At 71.0% G+C, this 16,469-nt stretch carries 16 protein-coding genes; 11 read left to right on the forward strand and 5 right to left on the reverse strand.

From position 1 onward, the window contains the following. Positions 1-46 precede the first annotated feature (46 nt). A complete protein-coding gene (tyrS, locus tag JYK17_RS19495; RefSeq protein ID WP_108013680.1) occupies positions 47-1,315 on the forward strand; it encodes a tyrosine--tRNA ligase in 1,269 nt (422 codons plus the stop codon). A gap of 68 nt (positions 1,316-1,383) precedes the next feature. Here the strand turns inward: tyrS and JYK17_RS19500 are convergent, their stop codons facing one another. Then, entirely contained in the window at positions 1,384-1,671 is a 288-nt protein-coding gene (locus JYK17_RS19500) for a GlsB/YeaQ/YmgE family stress response membrane protein (protein WP_108013679.1), read from the reverse strand. Positions 1,672-1,917: 246 nt separating this feature from the next. On the opposite strand from JYK17_RS19500, the gene JYK17_RS19505 reads away from it, so the two are divergent. Further along, complete coding sequence (locus JYK17_RS19505) at positions 1,918-2,316, forward strand: DUF3099 domain-containing protein (protein ID WP_108013678.1); 399 nt, start codon at positions 1,918-1,920, stop codon at positions 2,314-2,316. A gap of 214 nt (positions 2,317-2,530) precedes the next feature. After that, positions 2,531-2,749 carry a hypothetical protein gene (locus tag JYK17_RS19510; RefSeq protein WP_108013677.1) on the forward strand — a complete coding sequence of 73 codons (219 nt, stop codon included), beginning with the start codon at positions 2,531-2,533 and terminating at the stop codon, positions 2,747-2,749. A 7-nt stretch (positions 2,750-2,756) separates the two neighbouring features. On the opposite strand, the gene moaA is transcribed toward JYK17_RS19510, so the two are convergent. The 3 genes from moaA to JYK17_RS19525 all read right to left on the reverse strand — a co-directional run bounded on the left by moaA (position 2,757) and on the right by JYK17_RS19525 (position 5,893). Beyond that, positions 2,757-3,746 (reverse strand): GTP 3',8-cyclase MoaA, encoded by a 990-nt coding sequence (moaA, locus tag JYK17_RS19515; RefSeq protein WP_219917686.1) that lies wholly within the window; start codon positions 3,744-3,746, stop codon positions 2,757-2,759. Positions 3,747-3,914: 168 nt separating this feature from the next. Further along, positions 3,915-5,540, reverse strand: coding sequence for a monocarboxylic acid transporter (locus JYK17_RS19520; protein WP_108013675.1), 1,626 nt, complete (start codon positions 5,538-5,540; stop codon positions 3,915-3,917). Further along, positions 5,537-5,893: a DUF485 domain-containing protein gene (locus tag JYK17_RS19525; RefSeq protein ID WP_108013674.1), complete on the reverse strand. Its 357-nt coding sequence runs from the start codon at positions 5,891-5,893 to the stop codon at positions 5,537-5,539. Before JYK17_RS19525 ends, JYK17_RS19520 begins: the two co-directional genes overlap by 4 nt. A gap of 253 nt (positions 5,894-6,146) precedes the next feature. Here JYK17_RS19525 and JYK17_RS19530 point away from each other — a divergent pair, with 253 nt between their 5' ends. The 3 genes from JYK17_RS19530 to JYK17_RS19540 all read left to right on the forward strand — a co-directional run bounded on the left by JYK17_RS19530 (position 6,147) and on the right by JYK17_RS19540 (position 10,294). After that, positions 6,147-7,676, forward strand: coding sequence for a S8 family peptidase (locus JYK17_RS19530; protein WP_128803442.1), 1,530 nt, complete (start codon positions 6,147-6,149; stop codon positions 7,674-7,676). A 103-nt stretch (positions 7,677-7,779) separates the two neighbouring features. Beyond that, positions 7,780-9,183: a CoA transferase gene (locus JYK17_RS19535; RefSeq protein ID WP_222810881.1), complete on the forward strand. Its 1,404-nt coding sequence runs from the start codon at positions 7,780-7,782 to the stop codon at positions 9,181-9,183. A 100-nt stretch (positions 9,184-9,283) separates the two neighbouring features. Then, the gene (locus JYK17_RS19540) at positions 9,284-10,294 is read left to right on the forward strand and encodes a CopD family protein (RefSeq protein WP_222810882.1); all 1,011 of its coding nucleotides are present in this window, start codon (positions 9,284-9,286) and stop codon (positions 10,292-10,294) included. A gap of 33 nt (positions 10,295-10,327) precedes the next feature. Here the strand turns inward: JYK17_RS19540 and JYK17_RS19545 are convergent, their stop codons facing one another. Continuing rightward, a complete protein-coding gene (locus JYK17_RS19545; RefSeq protein WP_222810883.1) occupies positions 10,328-11,371 on the reverse strand; it encodes a zinc-dependent alcohol dehydrogenase family protein in 1,044 nt (347 codons plus the stop codon). 270 nt (positions 11,372-11,641) lie between these two features. Here JYK17_RS19545 and JYK17_RS19550 point away from each other — a divergent pair, with 270 nt between their 5' ends. The 5 genes from JYK17_RS19550 (at position 11,642) to JYK17_RS19570 (ending at position 16,390) form a co-directional block, all read left to right on the forward strand. Then, positions 11,642-12,622 (forward strand): DEDDh family exonuclease, encoded by a 981-nt coding sequence (locus JYK17_RS19550; protein ID WP_108013666.1) that lies wholly within the window; start codon positions 11,642-11,644, stop codon positions 12,620-12,622. Positions 12,623-12,685: 63 nt separating this feature from the next. Next, on the forward strand, positions 12,686-12,919 hold the full coding sequence (locus JYK17_RS19555; RefSeq protein WP_108013665.1) for a metallothionein: 234 nt from the start codon (positions 12,686-12,688) through the stop codon (positions 12,917-12,919). 49 nt (positions 12,920-12,968) lie between these two features. Continuing rightward, a complete protein-coding gene (locus JYK17_RS19560) occupies positions 12,969-13,760 on the forward strand; it encodes an SURF1 family cytochrome oxidase biogenesis protein (protein WP_234547581.1) in 792 nt (263 codons plus the stop codon). 81 nt (positions 13,761-13,841) lie between these two features. Further along, positions 13,842-15,629, forward strand: a complete 1,788-nt coding sequence (locus tag JYK17_RS19565; RefSeq protein WP_108013664.1) for a glycoside hydrolase family 15 protein — start codon at positions 13,842-13,844, stop codon at positions 15,627-15,629. 5 nt (positions 15,630-15,634) lie between these two features. Next, entirely contained in the window at positions 15,635-16,390 is a 756-nt protein-coding gene (locus JYK17_RS19570) for an SDR family oxidoreductase (protein WP_108013663.1), read from the forward strand. Positions 16,391-16,469: the final 79 nt, after the last annotated feature.

Consider the following 16,469-nt stretch of genomic DNA (forward strand, 5'->3'; position numbering starts at 1 on the left):
CGGTGGTCGTGCGACCGCCCGAGGATCATCAAGGAGATCGAGAACCGTGACGGACATCGTCGACGAACTGCAGTGGCGCGGGCTGATCGCCCTCTCCACTGACGAGGACGCACTGCGCAAGGCGTTCGCGGACGGTCCCGTCACGTTCTATTGCGGCTTCGACCCGACCGCGCCCAGCCTGCACCTCGGCAACCTCGTGCAGATCCTGACGATGCGCCGCATCCAGCAGGCGGGCAACCGTCCGCTGGGCCTGGTCGGGGGTGCCACCGGCCTGATCGGTGACCCCAAGCCCAACTCCGAGCGCACGCTGAACGCCCCCGAGATCGTCGCCCAGTGGGTCGAGCGGCTGCGCGCGCAGATCGCCCCGCTGCTGGACTTCGAGGGTCCGAACGCCGCGGTGATGGTCAACAACCTGGACTGGACGCAGGGCCTTTCGGCCATCGAGTTCCTGCGGGACGTCGGCAAACACTTCCGCGTGAACAAGATGATCGCGAAGGAGGCCGTCGCCCGGCGCCTGGAGTCCCAGGAGGGCATCAGCTACACGGAGTTCAGCTACCAGATCCTGCAGGGCATGGACTTCCTGCAGCTGTACCGCCGGTACGGCTGCACCCTGCAGACCGGCGGCAGCGACCAGTGGGGCAACCTCACCTCGGGCACCGACCTGATCCACAAGGTCGAGCCCGACGCGGCGGTGCACGCCCTGGGCACGCCGCTGATCACCAAGGCCGACGGCACCAAGTTCGGCAAGACGGAGTCCGGCACGGTCTGGCTCGACCCCGAGATGACCACGCCGTACGCCTTCTACCAGTTCTGGCTGAACGCGGACGACCGGGACGTCTCCAAGTTCCTGCGCATCTTCAGCTTCCGCTCCCGCGAGGAGATCGAGGAGCTGGAGCGGCAGACCGAGGAGCGTCCGCAGGCCCGTGCCGCTCAGCGTGCGCTGGCGGAGGAGCTGACGACGCTGGTGCACGGCGCCGACCAGACGGCCGCGGTGATCGCCGCGTCCCGCGCCCTGTTCGGGCAGGGCGAGCTGGCGGAGCTGGACGAGAAGACGCTGACGGCCTCGCTGTCCGAGGTGCCGCACATCAAGGTCGCCGAGCTGGGCCCCGTCGTCGACCTGTTCGCCGAGGTCGGGCTGGTGGCCAGCAAGTCGGCCGCGCGGCGCACGGTCAAGGAGGGCGGCGCCTACGTGAACAACGTGAAGGTCGCCGCCGAGGACGCCGTCCCCGCCGAGGCGGACCTGCTGCACGGGCGCTGGCTGGTGCTGCGACGCGGCAAGAAGAACCTCGCGGCGGTCGAGGTCGCGTCCGCGTAGACACGATCCCAAGGGGCGGGCTCCTCGCGGGCCCGCCCCTCCGGCGAGCCCGCGCCAGGCCGGTGCGGCTAGGTCGTCTGCCGCTGCCGCTTCCTCTTGCCGAGCGTCGCCATGTACAGCATGTCGACCACGAACACGATGATGATCGCGGCGACCAGCTGGAAGGCGTGCCGGCTCCAGTCGATGCCGGAGGTCGACTCCACGCCGGCCGCGCGAGCGATCGCGTTGCCCACGATGGCGCCGAGCATGCCGCAGATGGTGGTCAGCCAAAGAGGGCTGTGCTGCTTCCCGGGGATGACCGCCTTGGCGATCAGACCCAGTACGAATCCCACGATGATCGCCCACAACCAGCCCATGGCTGCCTCCTTGTACGGCTCGACGTGAGCATTACGCCCAGTGTCGGCCCGTGCACCGTACGGCGCATGTCGGGGACTGCCGTACGCGTTACGGCTGAGGCCGTCCGCCCAGGCGGGAGCGGACCCGGTCTCGTAGGCGGCGCAGGCGCGGCGTACCGTGGGAGATGTCCGGGAGTCGTCCCCCGACCGGGGGGTACCCCGGTCACGGGGCGGGGAGAGTCCGATGCGGGCGGATGGTGGAATCTGATGCGGAAGCAGCATGGCAGTGGCAACGGCCAGGTTTTCCGGATCACCGGCGCCCGGACGGGTCTCGACGAGGACGTGCGCGGACGGCAGCGCAGGTATGTCATCTCGATGTCGGTCCGTACGGTGGCGGTGATCCTCGCGGCCTCGCTGTGGAACGTCGAACGGCCCGTCGCGATCGTGGCGTTGGTGCTCGGGCTGGTCCTGCCCTATATCGCCGTCGTGGTCGCGAACGCGGGGCGGGAGAACGCGCCGTCGCTTCCGTCGACGTTCGTGAGCGTTCCGATGCGTCCGATGATCGCGTCGCCGCGGACGAACGACGGTCCCGCGGAACCGGTCCCGGAAGATGTCGTGGGCGAGGCCGCGCCCGGTGCGAAGGGCGAACCGCGCGACCGGGCGTGATCCCGGCGGGCCGCGCGCAGACGGTCCTCGGGGCCGTGCAGAGGCTCAAGAAATGCTCAGATCAATCATGTTGTTCCGGTGCCGAGCGACCGGTTACCCGTGACATACTTCGTAGGCGCTCCGCATCCCCCGTCGGAGCGACGGACCGACGCCGGGCAGCTCCCCCCGTGGCTGCTCGGCGTCGCCTTGTTCGGCGTACTTGTGAGACGAATCCGTGAGTGAAGAGACCCCGATCTGCTCCGCCAAGGGCTGCCGTGCCGACGCCGTGTGGGTGCTGGCGTGGAACAACCCGAAGATCCACACGCCCGAGCGGCGCAAGACGTGGCTGGCGTGCGAGGAGCACCGGGAGCATCTCTCCCAATTCCTGGGCGTCCGGGGGATGTTGAAGGACGTCGTGAAGTTCGAGGACTGGGAAGCACCCGCGGGGTCGTAGGGCCGTCCTAGCCGCCGATCGCCGACATCGGGCGGTCCGGCTGGATGAACGACGGGTCGTCGAGGCCCGCTCCGGCCTTCTTGCCCCACATGGCCAGTCGCCAGATGCGGGCGATCTCCTCGTCCGGTGCGCCGGAGCGCAGGGCGGCGCGCAGGTCCGTCTCCTCCGTGGCGAACAGGCAGGTCCTTATCTGACCGTCGGCGGTGAGGCGGGTGCGGTCGCAGGCCGCGCAGAACGGGCGGGTGACGGAGGCGATGACGCCGACGCGGTGCGGTCCGCCGTCCACGATCCACCGCTCGGCGGGGGCCGAGCCGCGCTCCTGGGAACCTTCCGGCGTCAGTTCGAAGCGGGTGCGCAGGGCGGTGAGGATGTCGCCCGCGGTGACCATGCCCTCGCGCTTCCAGCCGTGCTGGGCGTCGAGGGGCATCTGCTCGATGAAGCGCAGTTCGTAGTCGTGCTCGATCGCCCATGCGAGGAGGTCCGGGGCCTCGTCCTCGTTCAGCCCCGGCATCAGGACCGTGTTGACCTTGACCGGGGTCAGGTCCGCGGCGCGGGCGGCGTCCAGGCCCTCGATGACGTCCTGGTGCCGGTTGCGGCGGGTGAGGGTCTTGAAGACGTCCGGGCGGAGGGTGTCCAGCGAGACGTTCACCCGGTCCAGGCCTGCCGCCTTCAGGGCCGCCGCGGTGCGCTTGAGGCCGATGCCGTTGGTCGTCAGGGACATTTGGGGGCGGGAGGGCAGCGCGGCGACCCGCTCGACGATGCCGACCAGGCCCGGGCGCAGCAGGGGTTCACCGCCGGTGAAGCGGACCTCCTCGATGCCCAGGGAGGTGGTGGCGATGTCGATCAGGCGGACGATCTCGTCGTCGGTGAGCAGATCCGGCTTGGCCAGCCACTGCAGGCCCTCCTCGGGCATGCAGTAGGTGCACCGCAGATTGCATCGGTCCGTCAGCGAGACCCTCAGGTCGGTGGCCACCCGGCCGTAGGTGTCGATGAGCACGTGGGCCCCCTCCCTCATTGCGCATCGGTTGTGCCTCGTCGTCTTCCGTCACCTGCGAGCCTACGTGACGCGACTGACAATCACAGTGGCCCGATCCCACCAGGCACGAGGCGGCCGCGTCGTAGGGATCTACGACGCGGCCGCTCGGGGACGTGCCGGGCGCGGACGTCAGTGCGCGCCGGTGCCGGTCAGGGACCGGACCTCCAGTTCGGCGTACTTGCCGGCGTCCGGCTCCTCCTTGGAGAGATAGGTGCCGACGACGCCCAGCAGGAAGCCGACCGGGATCGAGATGATGCCCGGGTTCTCCAGCGGGAACCAGTGGAAGTCGACGTCGGGGAACATCGACGACTCCTTGCCGGAGACCACCGGCGAGAACAGCACCAGGCCGACCGCCGTGATCAGGCCGCCGTAGATCGACCACAGTGCTCCGGAGGTGGTGAACCGCTTCCAGAAGAGGCTGTAGAGGATGGTCGGCAGGTTGGCGGAGGCGGCGACCGCGAAGGCGAGGGCGACGAGGCCCGCGACGTTCAGATCGCGGGCCAGGGCACCGAGCAGGATGGAGACCGCGCCGATGCCGACCGTGGCCAGCCGGGCCGCGCGCACCTCGTCCTTCTCGCTCGCCCGGCCCTTCTTGATGACGTTCGCGTAGATGTCGTGGGCGAACGACGAGGACGAGGCCAGGGTCAGGCCGGCGACGACCGCGAGGATGGTGGCGAAGGCGACCGCGGAGATGGAGGCGAGCAGGATGGCGCCCCAGTCGGAGTCGACGCCACCCAGATGCAGCGCCAGCAGCGGCGCGGCGGTGTTGCCCGCCTTGTTGGAGGCGATGATCTCGTCGGGCTTGATGAGCGCGGCGGCGCCGAAGCCCAGCGCGAGCGTCATCAGGTAGAAGGCGCCGATGAGGCCGATGGCCCAGTTCACGGACTTACGGGCGGCCTTGGCCGTGGGCACGGTGTAGAAGCGGATCAGGATGTGCGGCAGGCCCGCGGTGCCCAGGACCAGGGCGATGCCCAGGGAGATGAAGTCCAGCTTGGACGTCGAGGTCAGGCCGTACTTCAGGCCGGGCTCCAGGAAGGCCGAGCCCTTGCCGCTGTTGTCGGCGGCCGAGCCGAGCAGGTCGGAGATGTTGAAGTCGAACTTCAGCAGCACCAGGAAGGTCAGCAGGATGGCGCCGACGATCAGCAGTACGGCCTTGACCATCTGGACCCAGGTGGTGCCCTTCATGCCGCCGATGGTGACGTACACGATCATCAGGACGCCGACGAGCGCGACGATGCCGATCTTGCCGCCGTCGCTGGTGATGCCGAGCAGCAGCGAGACCAGGACGCCGGCGCCCGCCATCTGCGCGAGCAGGTAGAAGATCGACACGACGATGGTGGAGGTGCCGGCCGCGGTGCGGACCGGGCGCTGGCGCATCCGGTAGGCGAGGACGTCGCCCATCGTGTACCGGCCGGAGTTGCGCAGCGGTTCGGCGACCAGGAGCAGGGCCACGAGCCAGGCGACCAGGAAGCCGATGGAGTACAGGAAGCCGTCGTACCCGGCGAGGGCGATGGCGCCCGCGATGCCGAGGAAGGATGCCGCGGACATGTAGTCGCCGGAGACGGCGAGGCCGTTCTGGAAGGCGGTGAACTGCCGTCCGCCGGCGTAGAAGTCGGCGGCGTTCTTGGTCTGGCGGCCGGCCCACACCGTGATGACGAGGGTGGCGGCGACGAAGATTGAGAACAGGGTGATGATCAGCGGCCGGTGCTCACTCGCCTCTCCGGCCGCGAGCAGGGTGGTCTGTACGGGGCTCATGCGCCGCCCTCCATACGGGACTTGATGGCCTCGGCCTTGGGGTCGAGCTTCGCGGCGGCGTGCCGCGAGTACCACCAGGCGATGAGGAACGTGGTCAGGAACTGGGCCAGGCCCAGCGCCAGGGCGACGTTGATGTTGCCGAACAGCTCGGTGCCCATGAAGTCGCCCGCGTAGTTCGACAGCAGGACGTAGAGCAGGTACCAGGCGATGAAGGCGATGGTCAGCGGGAAGGCGAAGGAGCGGTGGGAGCGGCGCAGTTCACCGAACTCCGCGCTCTCCTGCTCAGCGACGAACTCCTCGGTGGAAGGAAGTCGGGCTTGGGTTTTCGAGGGGGGCGGTGTCTCGGTGGCCACGGAATCTCCTCGCGGTGCGGATGCAGTGGTGACGGGGATCGGGGGCGGCTGTCCTGCTGCTCCCTGCTCAACGTCACGGCGCCACGCAAAGGGGGGTTCAACTGACTTGACCAGTTTCCGAACTCTCCTTGGGCAGCTCATTGCTGAGCGGTGACGTCGGGGGTTAGGTTCTGGCCTGCACCACCCGTCATGTACCTGCCCGAGCGCCACCGTGTCTCGGGCGGGTTTCGTTTCCGGATGATGTGGAGATCCCATGGCTCATCTGCGTTCCAGACGCCGTCTCGCCCTCGCCGTGCCCGTCGCGCTGTCCCTGACGGCCTCGCTCGGATTCCTGCCGGCGGCCGCGCAGGCCGCCCCGCGCGCGGAGTCCGCCGCACAGACGACCGAGGCGGGGACCTACGCGTATCTCGTCAACACCAGGACAGACCACCACACGATCACGTCGGTGGAGAAGGCGATCGCCGCGAACGGCGGCAGCGTCGTGGCCTCGTACGACAGGATCGGCGTCGTCGTGGCCCGTTCGGCGAACCCCGGATTCGCCGCCGAGATACGGAAGGTACGCGGCGTGCAGTCGGCGGGTGCCTCCCGCACCTCGCCGGTGACCGCGGCGGGAACGACGGACGAGGGAGCGGTCCAGTACCTCTCCGAGGCCCAGGCCGCGAAGGTCGCGAAGGGCTCGGCGGCCGGCCAGGAGCCGCTGGAGGCCGACCAGTGGGACCTCAGGGCGATCGGGGCCGACAAGGCCGCCCGGATCGACCCCGGCAGCCGGAAGGTGACCGTCGGCGTCATCGACACCGGCGTGGACGACACCCACCCGGACATCGCGCCCAACTTCTCCGCCTCGCAGTCCGCGAACTGCGTGAGCGGCAAGGCCGACACGACGTACGGCGCATGGCGGCCGGTGAACGACGGCAACCACTACCACGGCACGCATGTGGCGGGCGAGATCGCCGCGGCCCGCAACGGCATAGGTGTCGCGGGCGTCGCCCCCGGCGTGAAGGTCGCGAGCATCACCGTGGCGCAGCCGGACGCGAGTTCGCTGTTCTACCCCGAAAGCGTCGTGTGCGCCTTCGTGTTCGCCGCCGACCACGGCATCGAGGTCACCAACAACAGCTATTACGTTGACCCGTGGCTGTACAACTGCATGGACGACCCTGATCAACGTGCCATCGTCGATGCGGTCAACAGGGCCCAGTTGTACGCCCAGCGCAAGGGCACGCTCAATGTGGCCTCGGCGGGCAACTCCAACGACGACCTCGACTCGCACGCCCTCACCGACGCCTCCAGCCCGGACGACGGGACGCCGGTGACGCGTACGGTCGACCCGCACAAGTGCTACGACGTGCCGACCCAGCTGCCGGGTGTCGTCACGGTCAGCGCGACGGGCTTCACGAGCGCCAAGTCGTACTACTCCAGTTACGGCGAGGGCGTCATCGACGTCGCGGGGCCCGGCGGCGACGCCCGCGTCGCGGCGGACACCCCGTCCAAGAACGGCCGCATCCTCTCCACGCTGCCGAACAACGAGTACGGCTTCCTCCAGGGCACGTCGATGGCCTCGCCGCACGTCGCCGCAGTCGCCGCGCTGCTGAAGTCGACGCACCCGCACGCGTCGCCGGCCCGTCTGCAGGCGCTGCTCAAGGCGGAGGCCGACAACCCGGGCTGCCCGACGGACCCGTACGACACCGACGGTGACGGCGTGGTCGACGCGACCTGCGTGGGCGGCAAGCACGTCAACGGCTTCTACGGGTACGGCATCGTCGACGCGCTGCGCGCGGTGAAGTAGAACCCTGCCGCCGCGAGGAGGGGCCGGACGGACCGCCGTCCGGCCCCTCCTTCTGCATGCGTGGGGCAATATATTGATTGAATCAATAATGCATAGTGCTGTCATGACGGGTATCACGACAGACATCAACACTGCATGGAGGGAACTGGGCGGCGATCCCGCCCTGCTCTCGCGCGTCTCCACCGTCGCGCGCCGGAGCGCGCTCGAAGCGCGCCTTCCCGTAGGGGAGTTGGCGCGCGCCTGCGTCGGAGCGTGCGCGCTGGCCGCCGCCGAGCTCGGGGCGCGGCGGGGCGGGCTCGCGGAGGTGCCCGGCGTACTCGTGGACGACGGGGCCGTGGCCACGGCCTTCCACAGCGAGCGGCATCTGACGGTCGACGGGCGGGCGCCGGTCAACTTCGCGCCGTTGTCGCGGTTCTGGCGCACGGCGGACGGCTGGGTGCGGACGCACGCGAACTATCCGCACCACCGCGCACGGCTGCTGGACGCGCTGGGCGTGCCCGATGACGTGGACGCCGTCGAGGCAGCGCTCGCGCGGCGGAGTTCGGCCGAGATCGAGGAGGCCGTGTACGCCGCCGGAGGTCTTGCCGTCGCGCTGCGGACGCCGAAGGAGTGGGCCGCGCACGAGCAGGCGGTCGCGGTGGCGGCGCGGCCCCTGGTGGAGCGCGAGCGGCTGGACACCGCGCACGCGCGCGTGCTCCCGCCGCTCGACGGCTCTCCCCTGCTGCCCGCCGAAGGGCTCAGGGTCCTCGACCTGACCCGCGTCCTCGCCGGTCCCGTCGCCACCCGCACGCTCGCCCTGCTGGGCGCGGACGTACTGCGCGTGGATCCGCCGCAGCTGCCCGAACTGCCCGACCAGCACGCCGACACGGGGTTCGGGAAGCGGTCGGCGACCCTCGACCTGACGTCCGACCGGCGCACCTTCGAGGAGCTGCTCGCGGCGGCGGACGTGGTCGTCACCGGCTACCGCCCGGGCGCCCTTGACCGCTTCGGGCTGTCGCCGCGGGCCCTCGCCGAACGGCGGCCCGGGGTGGTCGTGGCCCAGGTGTCGGCGTGGGGCGCGTACGGGCCGTGGGGTGACCGGCGGGGCTTCGACAGCCTGGTACAGGTGGCCTCGGGGATCGCCGCCGTCGAGGGTTCCGCGGAACAGCCGGGTGCGCTGCCCGCGCAGGCGCTCGACCACGGGACGGGCTATCTGCTGGCGGCCGCCGTGCTGCGCGCGCTCACCGAGCAGTCCTACGACGGCGGCAGCCGGTCCGTACGGCTGGCGTTGGCGCGGACGGCGGAGTGGCTCGTGCACGGCATCGAGGCCGGCGATGCGGAGGACGACACCTACGACGCGTACGAGGTGTACGAGGTGTACGAGGGGCCCGGGCCCTGGCTCGCCGAGACCGGCAGCGCCCTGGGCCGGCTGCGGTACGCCCTGCCGCCGGTGTCCTTCGCGGGCGGTCCCGCGGGCTGGGCGCGGCCGCCGGTGCCGTGGGGGTCGCAGCCCGCGCGCTGGGTCTGAATCGCGGGGCGACCGAAAACGTACCCATGGGCGGAATACCGCACCGCCAGTTGTTCTACTTCACTTGCCCGGTTCTGCGACGGTTGGTGAAGATCTTGAGGTGACGTTGTCCAGACCCACGGCCGACGCGGCCGACACGAGCGGGCCGATACGGCGTCCCGGTGTCCGCCGGGCCGTGGCCGTCCTCGTCCTGGTGGCCCTGGCGGCGCTGATACCGCTGCTCGGCCCGTCCGCCGCGCTGCACGGCACCGGCGAGGCCGCCGCACCCGGCGTCGGCGGCATCGCGCTGCTGCGGGCGGTGCTGTTCGCCGCCCTGTGCGTCCCGGTGGGCGAGCAGTTCGTGCACCGTCTGGCCCGTGCGCTGCCCGGTGCTCCCGCGTCCGAACTGCCGCGCAGCTGGGCCCCGTACGCGGCCGGCGCCGGTGTCCTCGCCGCGCTGGGGCTGGCGTCTGTGGTGTCCACCGGCAACCTGGTGCCGCACAGCCTCGCCCAGATCGACGTAGGGGGTCTGTACGACTCCCGGGACGGCAAGCTGGCCCTGGTGGAGGTCAACGCCTTCCTCGTGGCGGGCCTGTGCGCCCGCTCGCGCCGCCCCGCGACCCAACTCTGGCCGCTGGCCGCGGTGATCGTGGCGGAGACCCTGCGCGCGCATCCCACGACCGAGCACCACCCGCTCCTCGGGTCCGGTCTGACGCTGGTGCACCTGACGTGCGCGACGCTGTGGGCGGGCGGTCTGCTGCACGTGCTGCGGACGCTGCGCGGCTGGGGTCCCGTGGCGGCGGGCCCGGCCCTGCTGGGGCTCTACGCGCGCGTGGCGGCCGTACTGCTCGCTCTCATCACCGCGACCGGGGTGTGGAGTTCGCTGCGCCGCATGCCCTCGCACACGATCCTCGACCAGCTGACGACGACGGCGTACGGACGCGCGCTGCTCGCCAAGGTGATCCTCGTGGCCGGCGTCGCCGTGCTCGCCCTGTGGGCGCGGATCCGGCTGAGCCGCGCCGCCGATCCCCTCACCGCCTGCTCCCCCGCGCGCGCGGAGGTCGCCGTCCTGGGGGTCGTGGTCGCGGTGTCGGGGCTGCTGACGGCGCTGCCGCTGCCCATCCGGTGGTGAACGTGAGGGCGGTGAACATCCGCGCGGTGCACGTCAGTTGGTCACCAGCACCTTGAGCGCGGACCGCTCGTCCATCGCCTTGTAGCCGTCGGGCACACCCTCGAGACCGACCGTCATGTCGAAGACCGGCGAGGCGTCGACGCTGCCGTCCAGGACGTCGGGCAGCAGCTCGGGGATGTAGGCTCGGACGGGTGCGACGCCGCCGCGCAGCGCGATGTTCCGGTCGAACATGACGCCGAGGTCGAGCCCGGTGCCGCTGCCGTGCGGCACGCCGACGTAGCCGATCGCGCCGCCGTCGCGGGTGATGTCGACCGCCGTGCGCATGGACTGCTCGGTGCCGACGGCCTCGATCACGGCGTGCGCGCCCTGGCCGCGGGTGAGTTCGCGCACGGCCTCGACGGCCGCGTCGCCGCGTTCGGCGACGACGTCGGTGGCGCCGAAGCGGCGCGCGATGTCCGTGCGGACCTGGTGGCGGCCGAGCGCGATGATCCGCTCGGCGCCGAGCCGACGGGCGGCGAGCACCGCGCACAGGCCGACGGCTCCGTCGCCGACGACCGCGACGGTGGCTCCCGGGCGCACGCCCGCGCCGAGGGCGGCGTGATGGCCGGTGCCGAGGACGTCGGAGAGGGTCAGCAGGGAGGACAGCAGACGCTCGTCGGAGGCGGCCTCCTTGGGGAGCTGTACGAGGGTGCCGTCGGCGAACGGCACCCGGACGGCCTCCCCCTGGCCGCCGTCGTAGCCGACCGAGCCCCAGAAGCCGCCGTGCTCGCAGGAGGTGGTCAGGCCCTCGCGGCAGTAGTCGCATACGCCGTCGGACCACATGAAGGGCGCGACGACCAGGTCACCGCGGCGCACGGTGCGCACGTCGGAACCGGTCTCCTCCACGAGCCCGAGGAACTCGTGCCCGATCCGCTGCCCCGGCTGCCGCTCCGACTCGCCCCGGTACGCCCACAGGTCGCTGCCGCAGATGCAGGCGCGCAGCACTCGCACCACGGCGTCGGTGGGCAGCTGCGCCACCGGCGCGGGCACGTTCTCCACGCGCATGTCGTACGGGGCGTGAATCGTGGTGGCGCGCATGTCGAGGATCCTTCTCGTGCCGGTCCGTGAGCGCGCCCGGAGGTGCCGAGCGCATTTCACGGTACGCCGCACCTGGTGGGGGGCGCTCGCCGAGAGCGCCCGGAACAGCGCAAACGCCACCCCGGGGACGGCACACCGTCGCTCTCCCCGCAACGGGGGCCCATTGCCGCGGACGTAGACATTCAGGTCATTCTCGGCGTCCCAACAGAGCGGCGTGCAGGGGTACCTGACGGTCAGGAGTGTCAGTGGCGGCCCGTATCCTCAAGGACCATGCTCGAAGACCGTACGACCGCAGCGTCCTCCCCCACTGCGTGGCCGGCCGCGTATCCGCAGGGGTACGCGGTCGTTGACGTGGAGACCACCGGCCTGGCCCGGGACGACCGGATAATCTCCGCGGCCGTGTATCGCCTGGACGCGCGCGGTGAGGTCGAGGACCACTGGTACACGCTGGTCAATCCGGAGCGGGATCCGGGGCCGGTGTGGATCCACGGGCTGACGAGCGAGGTGCTCGAGGGTGCACCCCTCTTCCAGGACATCGCCGAGGAGTTCGCCTCCCGGCTGGAGGGCCGTGTGCTCGTCGCGCACAACGCGGTGTTCGACTGGCAGATGATCGCGCGCGAGTACGCGCGCGCGAGGCGGGAGCCACCGGTGCGGCAGCGGCTGTGCACGATCGCGCTCTCCAAGGAGCTGGGCCTGCCGCTGCCCAATCACAAGCTGGAGTCGCTGGCCGCCCATTTCGGTGTCGTGCAGCAGCGCGCGCACCACGCGCTGGACGACGCGCGCGTGCTGGCGGAGGCGTTCCGCCCGAGCCTCGCGGCCGCTGCGGCGGGGGGCGTACGGCTGCCGCTGCTGGAGTGCCGTCCGCTGACGGAGTGGACCGACAGCCCCGTGCCGCGCCAGTCCGGCGGCTACGGCGGCTATCGGCCGACCAGTTGGCGTCCCTCCCGCAAGAGGCCCGTTTGCCCGTACCCCAACCCGGGGCGCTACGAGGACGGCAAACCGCTCAAGCAGGGCATGCGGATCGCCTTCTCCGGGGACACCTCGGTCGAGCGGGAGCTGCTGGAGGACCGCGCGGTCGAGGCCGGGCTGCATGTCGCGACGAGCCTGTCCCGGCTGACCAGCCTGCTCGTCACGAACGACCCGGACTCGGGCACCTCGAAGGTGGTCAAGGCCAAGCAGTACGGGACACCGGTGGTGGACGAGGCCGCGTTCGGCCAGCTGCTGCGGGACGTGGAGCCCGCGGACGGGTGATTGCCGAGCGACTCGCCCGGCGCCCGCTCGCCCGCACCACGGCGAGGGCTCACCCTGTGGCGCATGGCGACCTGTGAAGTTTGTGGCAATGACTACGGAATGTCCTTCGAGGTGCACGCGCAGGGCGCGGTGCACGTCTTCGACTGCTTCTCCTGTGCGATCCACCGCATGGCACCCGTGTGCGAGCACTGCCGTGTGCAGATCATCGGGCAGGGCGTGGAGGTCGACGGGCAGTGGTACTGCGGCGCGCACTGCGCCCGCGCGGAGGGCAAGGCGGGGATCGTCGACAGGGTGTAACCCGCCACCCGCCTGATGGCACCCCGCGACCGAGTTGTACGGTCGTGGGGTGTACCGCTTCCTGATGTCCCGGCAGTGGGTGATCCTCACCCTCGTCGCCCTCGCGCTGATCCCCACGATGATCAGGCTGGGCATCTGGCAGAAGCACCGCTACGAGATGCGCACCGCCCGCAACGACCTCGTCTCCTCGGCGCTGCACGCGGAGCCGGTACCCGTGGAGAAGCTCACCTCGCCCGGACACGCGGTCACCCGCACCGAGAAGTACCGCACCGTCACCGCGACGGGCACCTTCGACACCGCGCGTCAGGTCGTCGTCCGGCGCCGCACCAACTCCGACGACGAGGTCGGCTTCCACGTCCTGACCCCGCTCGTCCTCACGGACGGCAAGGTGGTGCTGGTCAACCGGGGCTGGATCCCGGCGAACGGAGCACAGACCTCGTTCCCGAAGGTGCCCGCGCCGCCCGCCGGCAAGGTCACCATCAAGGGCCGGCTGAAGGCCGACGAGACGACCGCGGCCAGCGGCATCAAGGAGCTCAAGGGTCTCCCGGACCGGCAGATCATGCTGATCAACAGCGAGGAGCAGGCCCGCCGGCTGCACGCCACGGTCCTCGGCGGCTACATCGAGCAGACGGCGCCGGAGCCGAAGGGCGGCAGCCCGGAGCAGATCTCCGACCCCGGTCGCGAGGACGCCCCGCTGAACTACGCGTACATGATCCAGTGGTGGCTGTTCGCCGCCGCCGTGCCGGTGGGCTGGTGGGTCCTGGTCCGGCGCGAGCGCCGCGACCGCGCGGAGGCGGCGGCCAAGGAGCAGACCGAGGAGACGGAACCGGCAGCCGTCTGAGCGGGCAGCACGCGTGCGTGCCGTCACTCCCCCGGCCCCGCCCCTGATTGTCCGGCGGCCCGTCCGGGAACCCGCAACTCCGTGCACCCCCGCATCGAGGACTACGCGCTCATCGGTGACGAACAGACCGCCGCCCTGGTCGGCCGTGACGGCTCCGTCGACTGGCTGTGCCTGCCCCGGTTCGACTCGGCGGCCTGCTTCGCCCGGCTGCTCGGCGACGAGGAGAACGGGTACTGGCGTATCGCCCCGAAGGGCGTCGAGGGCCCCTGCACCCGCCGCGCCTACCGCCCCGACACCCTCGTCCTGGACACCGAGTGGGAGACCGACGAGGGCGCGGTGCGCGTCACCGACCTGATGCCGCAGCGCGAGCGCGCCCCCGACCTCGTACGCGTCGTGGAGGGCCTGCGGGGCCGCGTCACGATGCACAGCATCCTGAAGATCCGCTTCGACTACGGCTCGATCGTCCCCTGGGTGCGCAAGTCCGGCGGGCAACGGGTGGCCGTCGCGGGCCCGGACTCGGTGTGGCTGCGCAGCGAGCCCGAAGTGCACACCTGGGGAAAGCACTTCGGTACGCACTCGGAGTTCACGGTCGAGGAGGGCGAGAAGGTCGCCTTCGTCCTCACCTGGCACCCCTCGCACGAGGCCCGCCCGAAGGCCGTCGACCCGCACAAGGCCCTGCACTCCAGCGTCCGCGACTGGCAGAAGTGGACCCGCCGCTGCCGCTACCGCGGCCCCTACCGTGACGCCGTGGTCCGCTCCCTGATCACGCTCAAGGCCCTCACCTACCGGCCGACCGGCGGCATCGTCGCCGCGCCCACCACCTCGCTCCCCGAGGAGCTGGGCGGCGTCCGCAACTGGGACTACCGCTACTGCTGGCTGCGCGACTCCACCCTCACCCTGAACGTGGGCCTGTCGGCGGGCTACCGGGAGGAGGCGGAGGCCTGGCGCAACTGGCTGCTGCGCGCGGTCGCGGGCGACCCGGCCGACCTGCAGATCATGTACGGCCTGGCGGGCGAGCGCCGGCTGCCGGAGTTCGAGCTGTCGTGGCTGTCCGGCTTCGCGGGGTCGAGGCCGGTGCGCATCGGGAACGAGGCCGTCGACCAGCTCCAGCTGGACGTGTACGGCGAGGTCATGGACTCGCTGTTTCTGGCCCGCCGCGCGGGCCTGCCCACCAAGCCACACATGTGGGACATCCAGGTCTCCCTGATCGAGTGGCTGCGCACGGCCTGGCGGCAGCCCGACGAGGGGCTGTGGGAGGTGCGCGGCGGGCGACGCCACTTCGTCCACTCCAAGGTCATGGTGTGGGTGGCCCTCGATCGTGCCGTACGCACCCTGGAGGAGAACCCGGAGCTGCCCGGCGACCTGGAGGGCTGGCGCGCACTGCGCGACGAGGTGCACCGCGAGGTGTGCGAGAAGGGCTTCGACCCGAAGCGGAACACCTTCACGCAGTACTACGGCTCGGGCGAGCTCGACGCCGCGCTTCTGCTCATGCCCCGCGTCGGCTTCCTGCCGCCCGCCGACCCCCGGGTGACCGGCACCATCGACGCCGTCCGCGAGGAGCTGGGCCAGGGCGGTCTGCTGCGCCGCTACAGCACGGACCGGACGGCGGTGGACGGGCTGCCCGGCGACGAGGGCACCTTCCTGGTGTGCTCGTTCTGGCTCGCCGACGCGCTGCACCTGACGGGCCGCGAGAAGGAGGCCCGGGAACTGTTCGACCGGCTGGTGGGCCTCGCCAACGACGTGGGCCTGCTGTCCGAGGAGTACGACCCCGTGCAGCAGCGCCAACTGGGCAACTTCCCCCAGGCGTTCAGCCATGTCGGGCTGGTGCACACCGCCCTCGCCCTGTTCGGGGGCGACGAGGCAGGATAGGGGCCATGGATCTTGGACTGAAGGACCGGGTGTACGTCGTCACCGGGGCCACGCGCGGCCTCGGCAACGCCACCGCGCGCGAACTCGTCGCGGACGGCGCCAAGGTGGTCGTCACGGGGCGGGACGAGCAGCGGGTCGCCGACGCGGCGGCCGAGCTCGGGCCGAACGCGGCCGGGGTCGCCGTCGACAACGCGGATCCGGAGGCTCCGGCGCGGCTCATCGAGGCCGCACGGCAGCGGTTCGGCGGTTTCGACGGCATTCTCGTCAGCGTCGGCGGGCCCGCCGCCGGGTTCGTCGCGGACAACACGGACGAGCAGTGGGAGTCGGCGTTCGAGTCGGTGTTTCTGGGTGCTGTCCGGTTGGCGCGGGCGGCTGCGGCGGAGCTGGAGCCCGGGGGTGTGATCGGGTTCGTGCTGTCCGGGTCGGTGCACGAGCCCATTCCGGGGTTGACCATCTCCAACGGGTTGCGCCCGGGGCTCGCCGGTTTCGCCAAGTCGCTCGCGGACGAGCTGGGGCCGCGCGGTATCCGGGTGGTCGGTGTGCTGCCGGCCCGTATCGACACGGACCGCGTGCGTGAGCTGGACTCGATGTCCGCCGATCCGGAGGCGACTCGGGCCGCTCACGAGTCCCGGATTCCGTTGCGGCGATACGGGAGGCCGGAGGAGTTCGGGCGGGCGGCGGCGTTCTTGCTGTCTCCGGCCGCTTCTTATCTGACCGGGGTCATGCTGCCCGTCGACGGGGGGATGCGGCGCGGGTTCTGAGTGCGGGTCGGCGGGGGTTGCTCGCGCCGTTCCCCGCGCCCCTGAAGAACGGGGGCGTGCGGCGCGGATTTTGACCGCG

Origin of the sequence: Streptomyces plumbidurans (genome assembly GCF_019857225.1) — a bacterium.
GTDB lineage: Bacteria > Actinomycetota > Actinomycetes > Streptomycetales > Streptomycetaceae > Streptomyces > Streptomyces plumbidurans.

Bases quoted from the DNA above. Each gene is read 5' to 3' on its own strand.
- JYK17_RS19500 (WP_108013679.1), bottom strand. From the start codon at position 1,671: ATGGGCTGGTTGTGGGCGATCATCGTGGGATTCGTACTGGGTCTGATC.
- JYK17_RS19505 (WP_108013678.1), top strand. From the start codon at position 1,918: ATGCGGAAGCAGCATGGCAGTGGCAACGGCCAGGTTTTCCGGATCACC.
- JYK17_RS19520 (WP_108013675.1), bottom strand. From the start codon at position 5,540: ATGAGCCCCGTACAGACCACCCTGCTCGCGGCCGGAGAGGCGAGTGAG.
- JYK17_RS19530 (WP_128803442.1), top strand. From the start codon at position 6,147: ATGGCTCATCTGCGTTCCAGACGCCGTCTCGCCCTCGCCGTGCCCGTC.
- JYK17_RS19535 (WP_222810881.1), top strand. From the start codon at position 7,780: ATGACGGGTATCACGACAGACATCAACACTGCATGGAGGGAACTGGGC.
- JYK17_RS19545 (WP_222810883.1), bottom strand. From the start codon at position 11,371: ATGCGCGCCACCACGATTCACGCCCCGTACGACATGCGCGTGGAGAAC.
- JYK17_RS19550 (WP_108013666.1), top strand. From the start codon at position 11,642: ATGCTCGAAGACCGTACGACCGCAGCGTCCTCCCCCACTGCGTGGCCG.
- JYK17_RS19555 (WP_108013665.1), top strand. From the start codon at position 12,686: ATGGCGACCTGTGAAGTTTGTGGCAATGACTACGGAATGTCCTTCGAG.
- JYK17_RS19570 (WP_108013663.1), top strand. From the start codon at position 15,635: ATGGATCTTGGACTGAAGGACCGGGTGTACGTCGTCACCGGGGCCACG.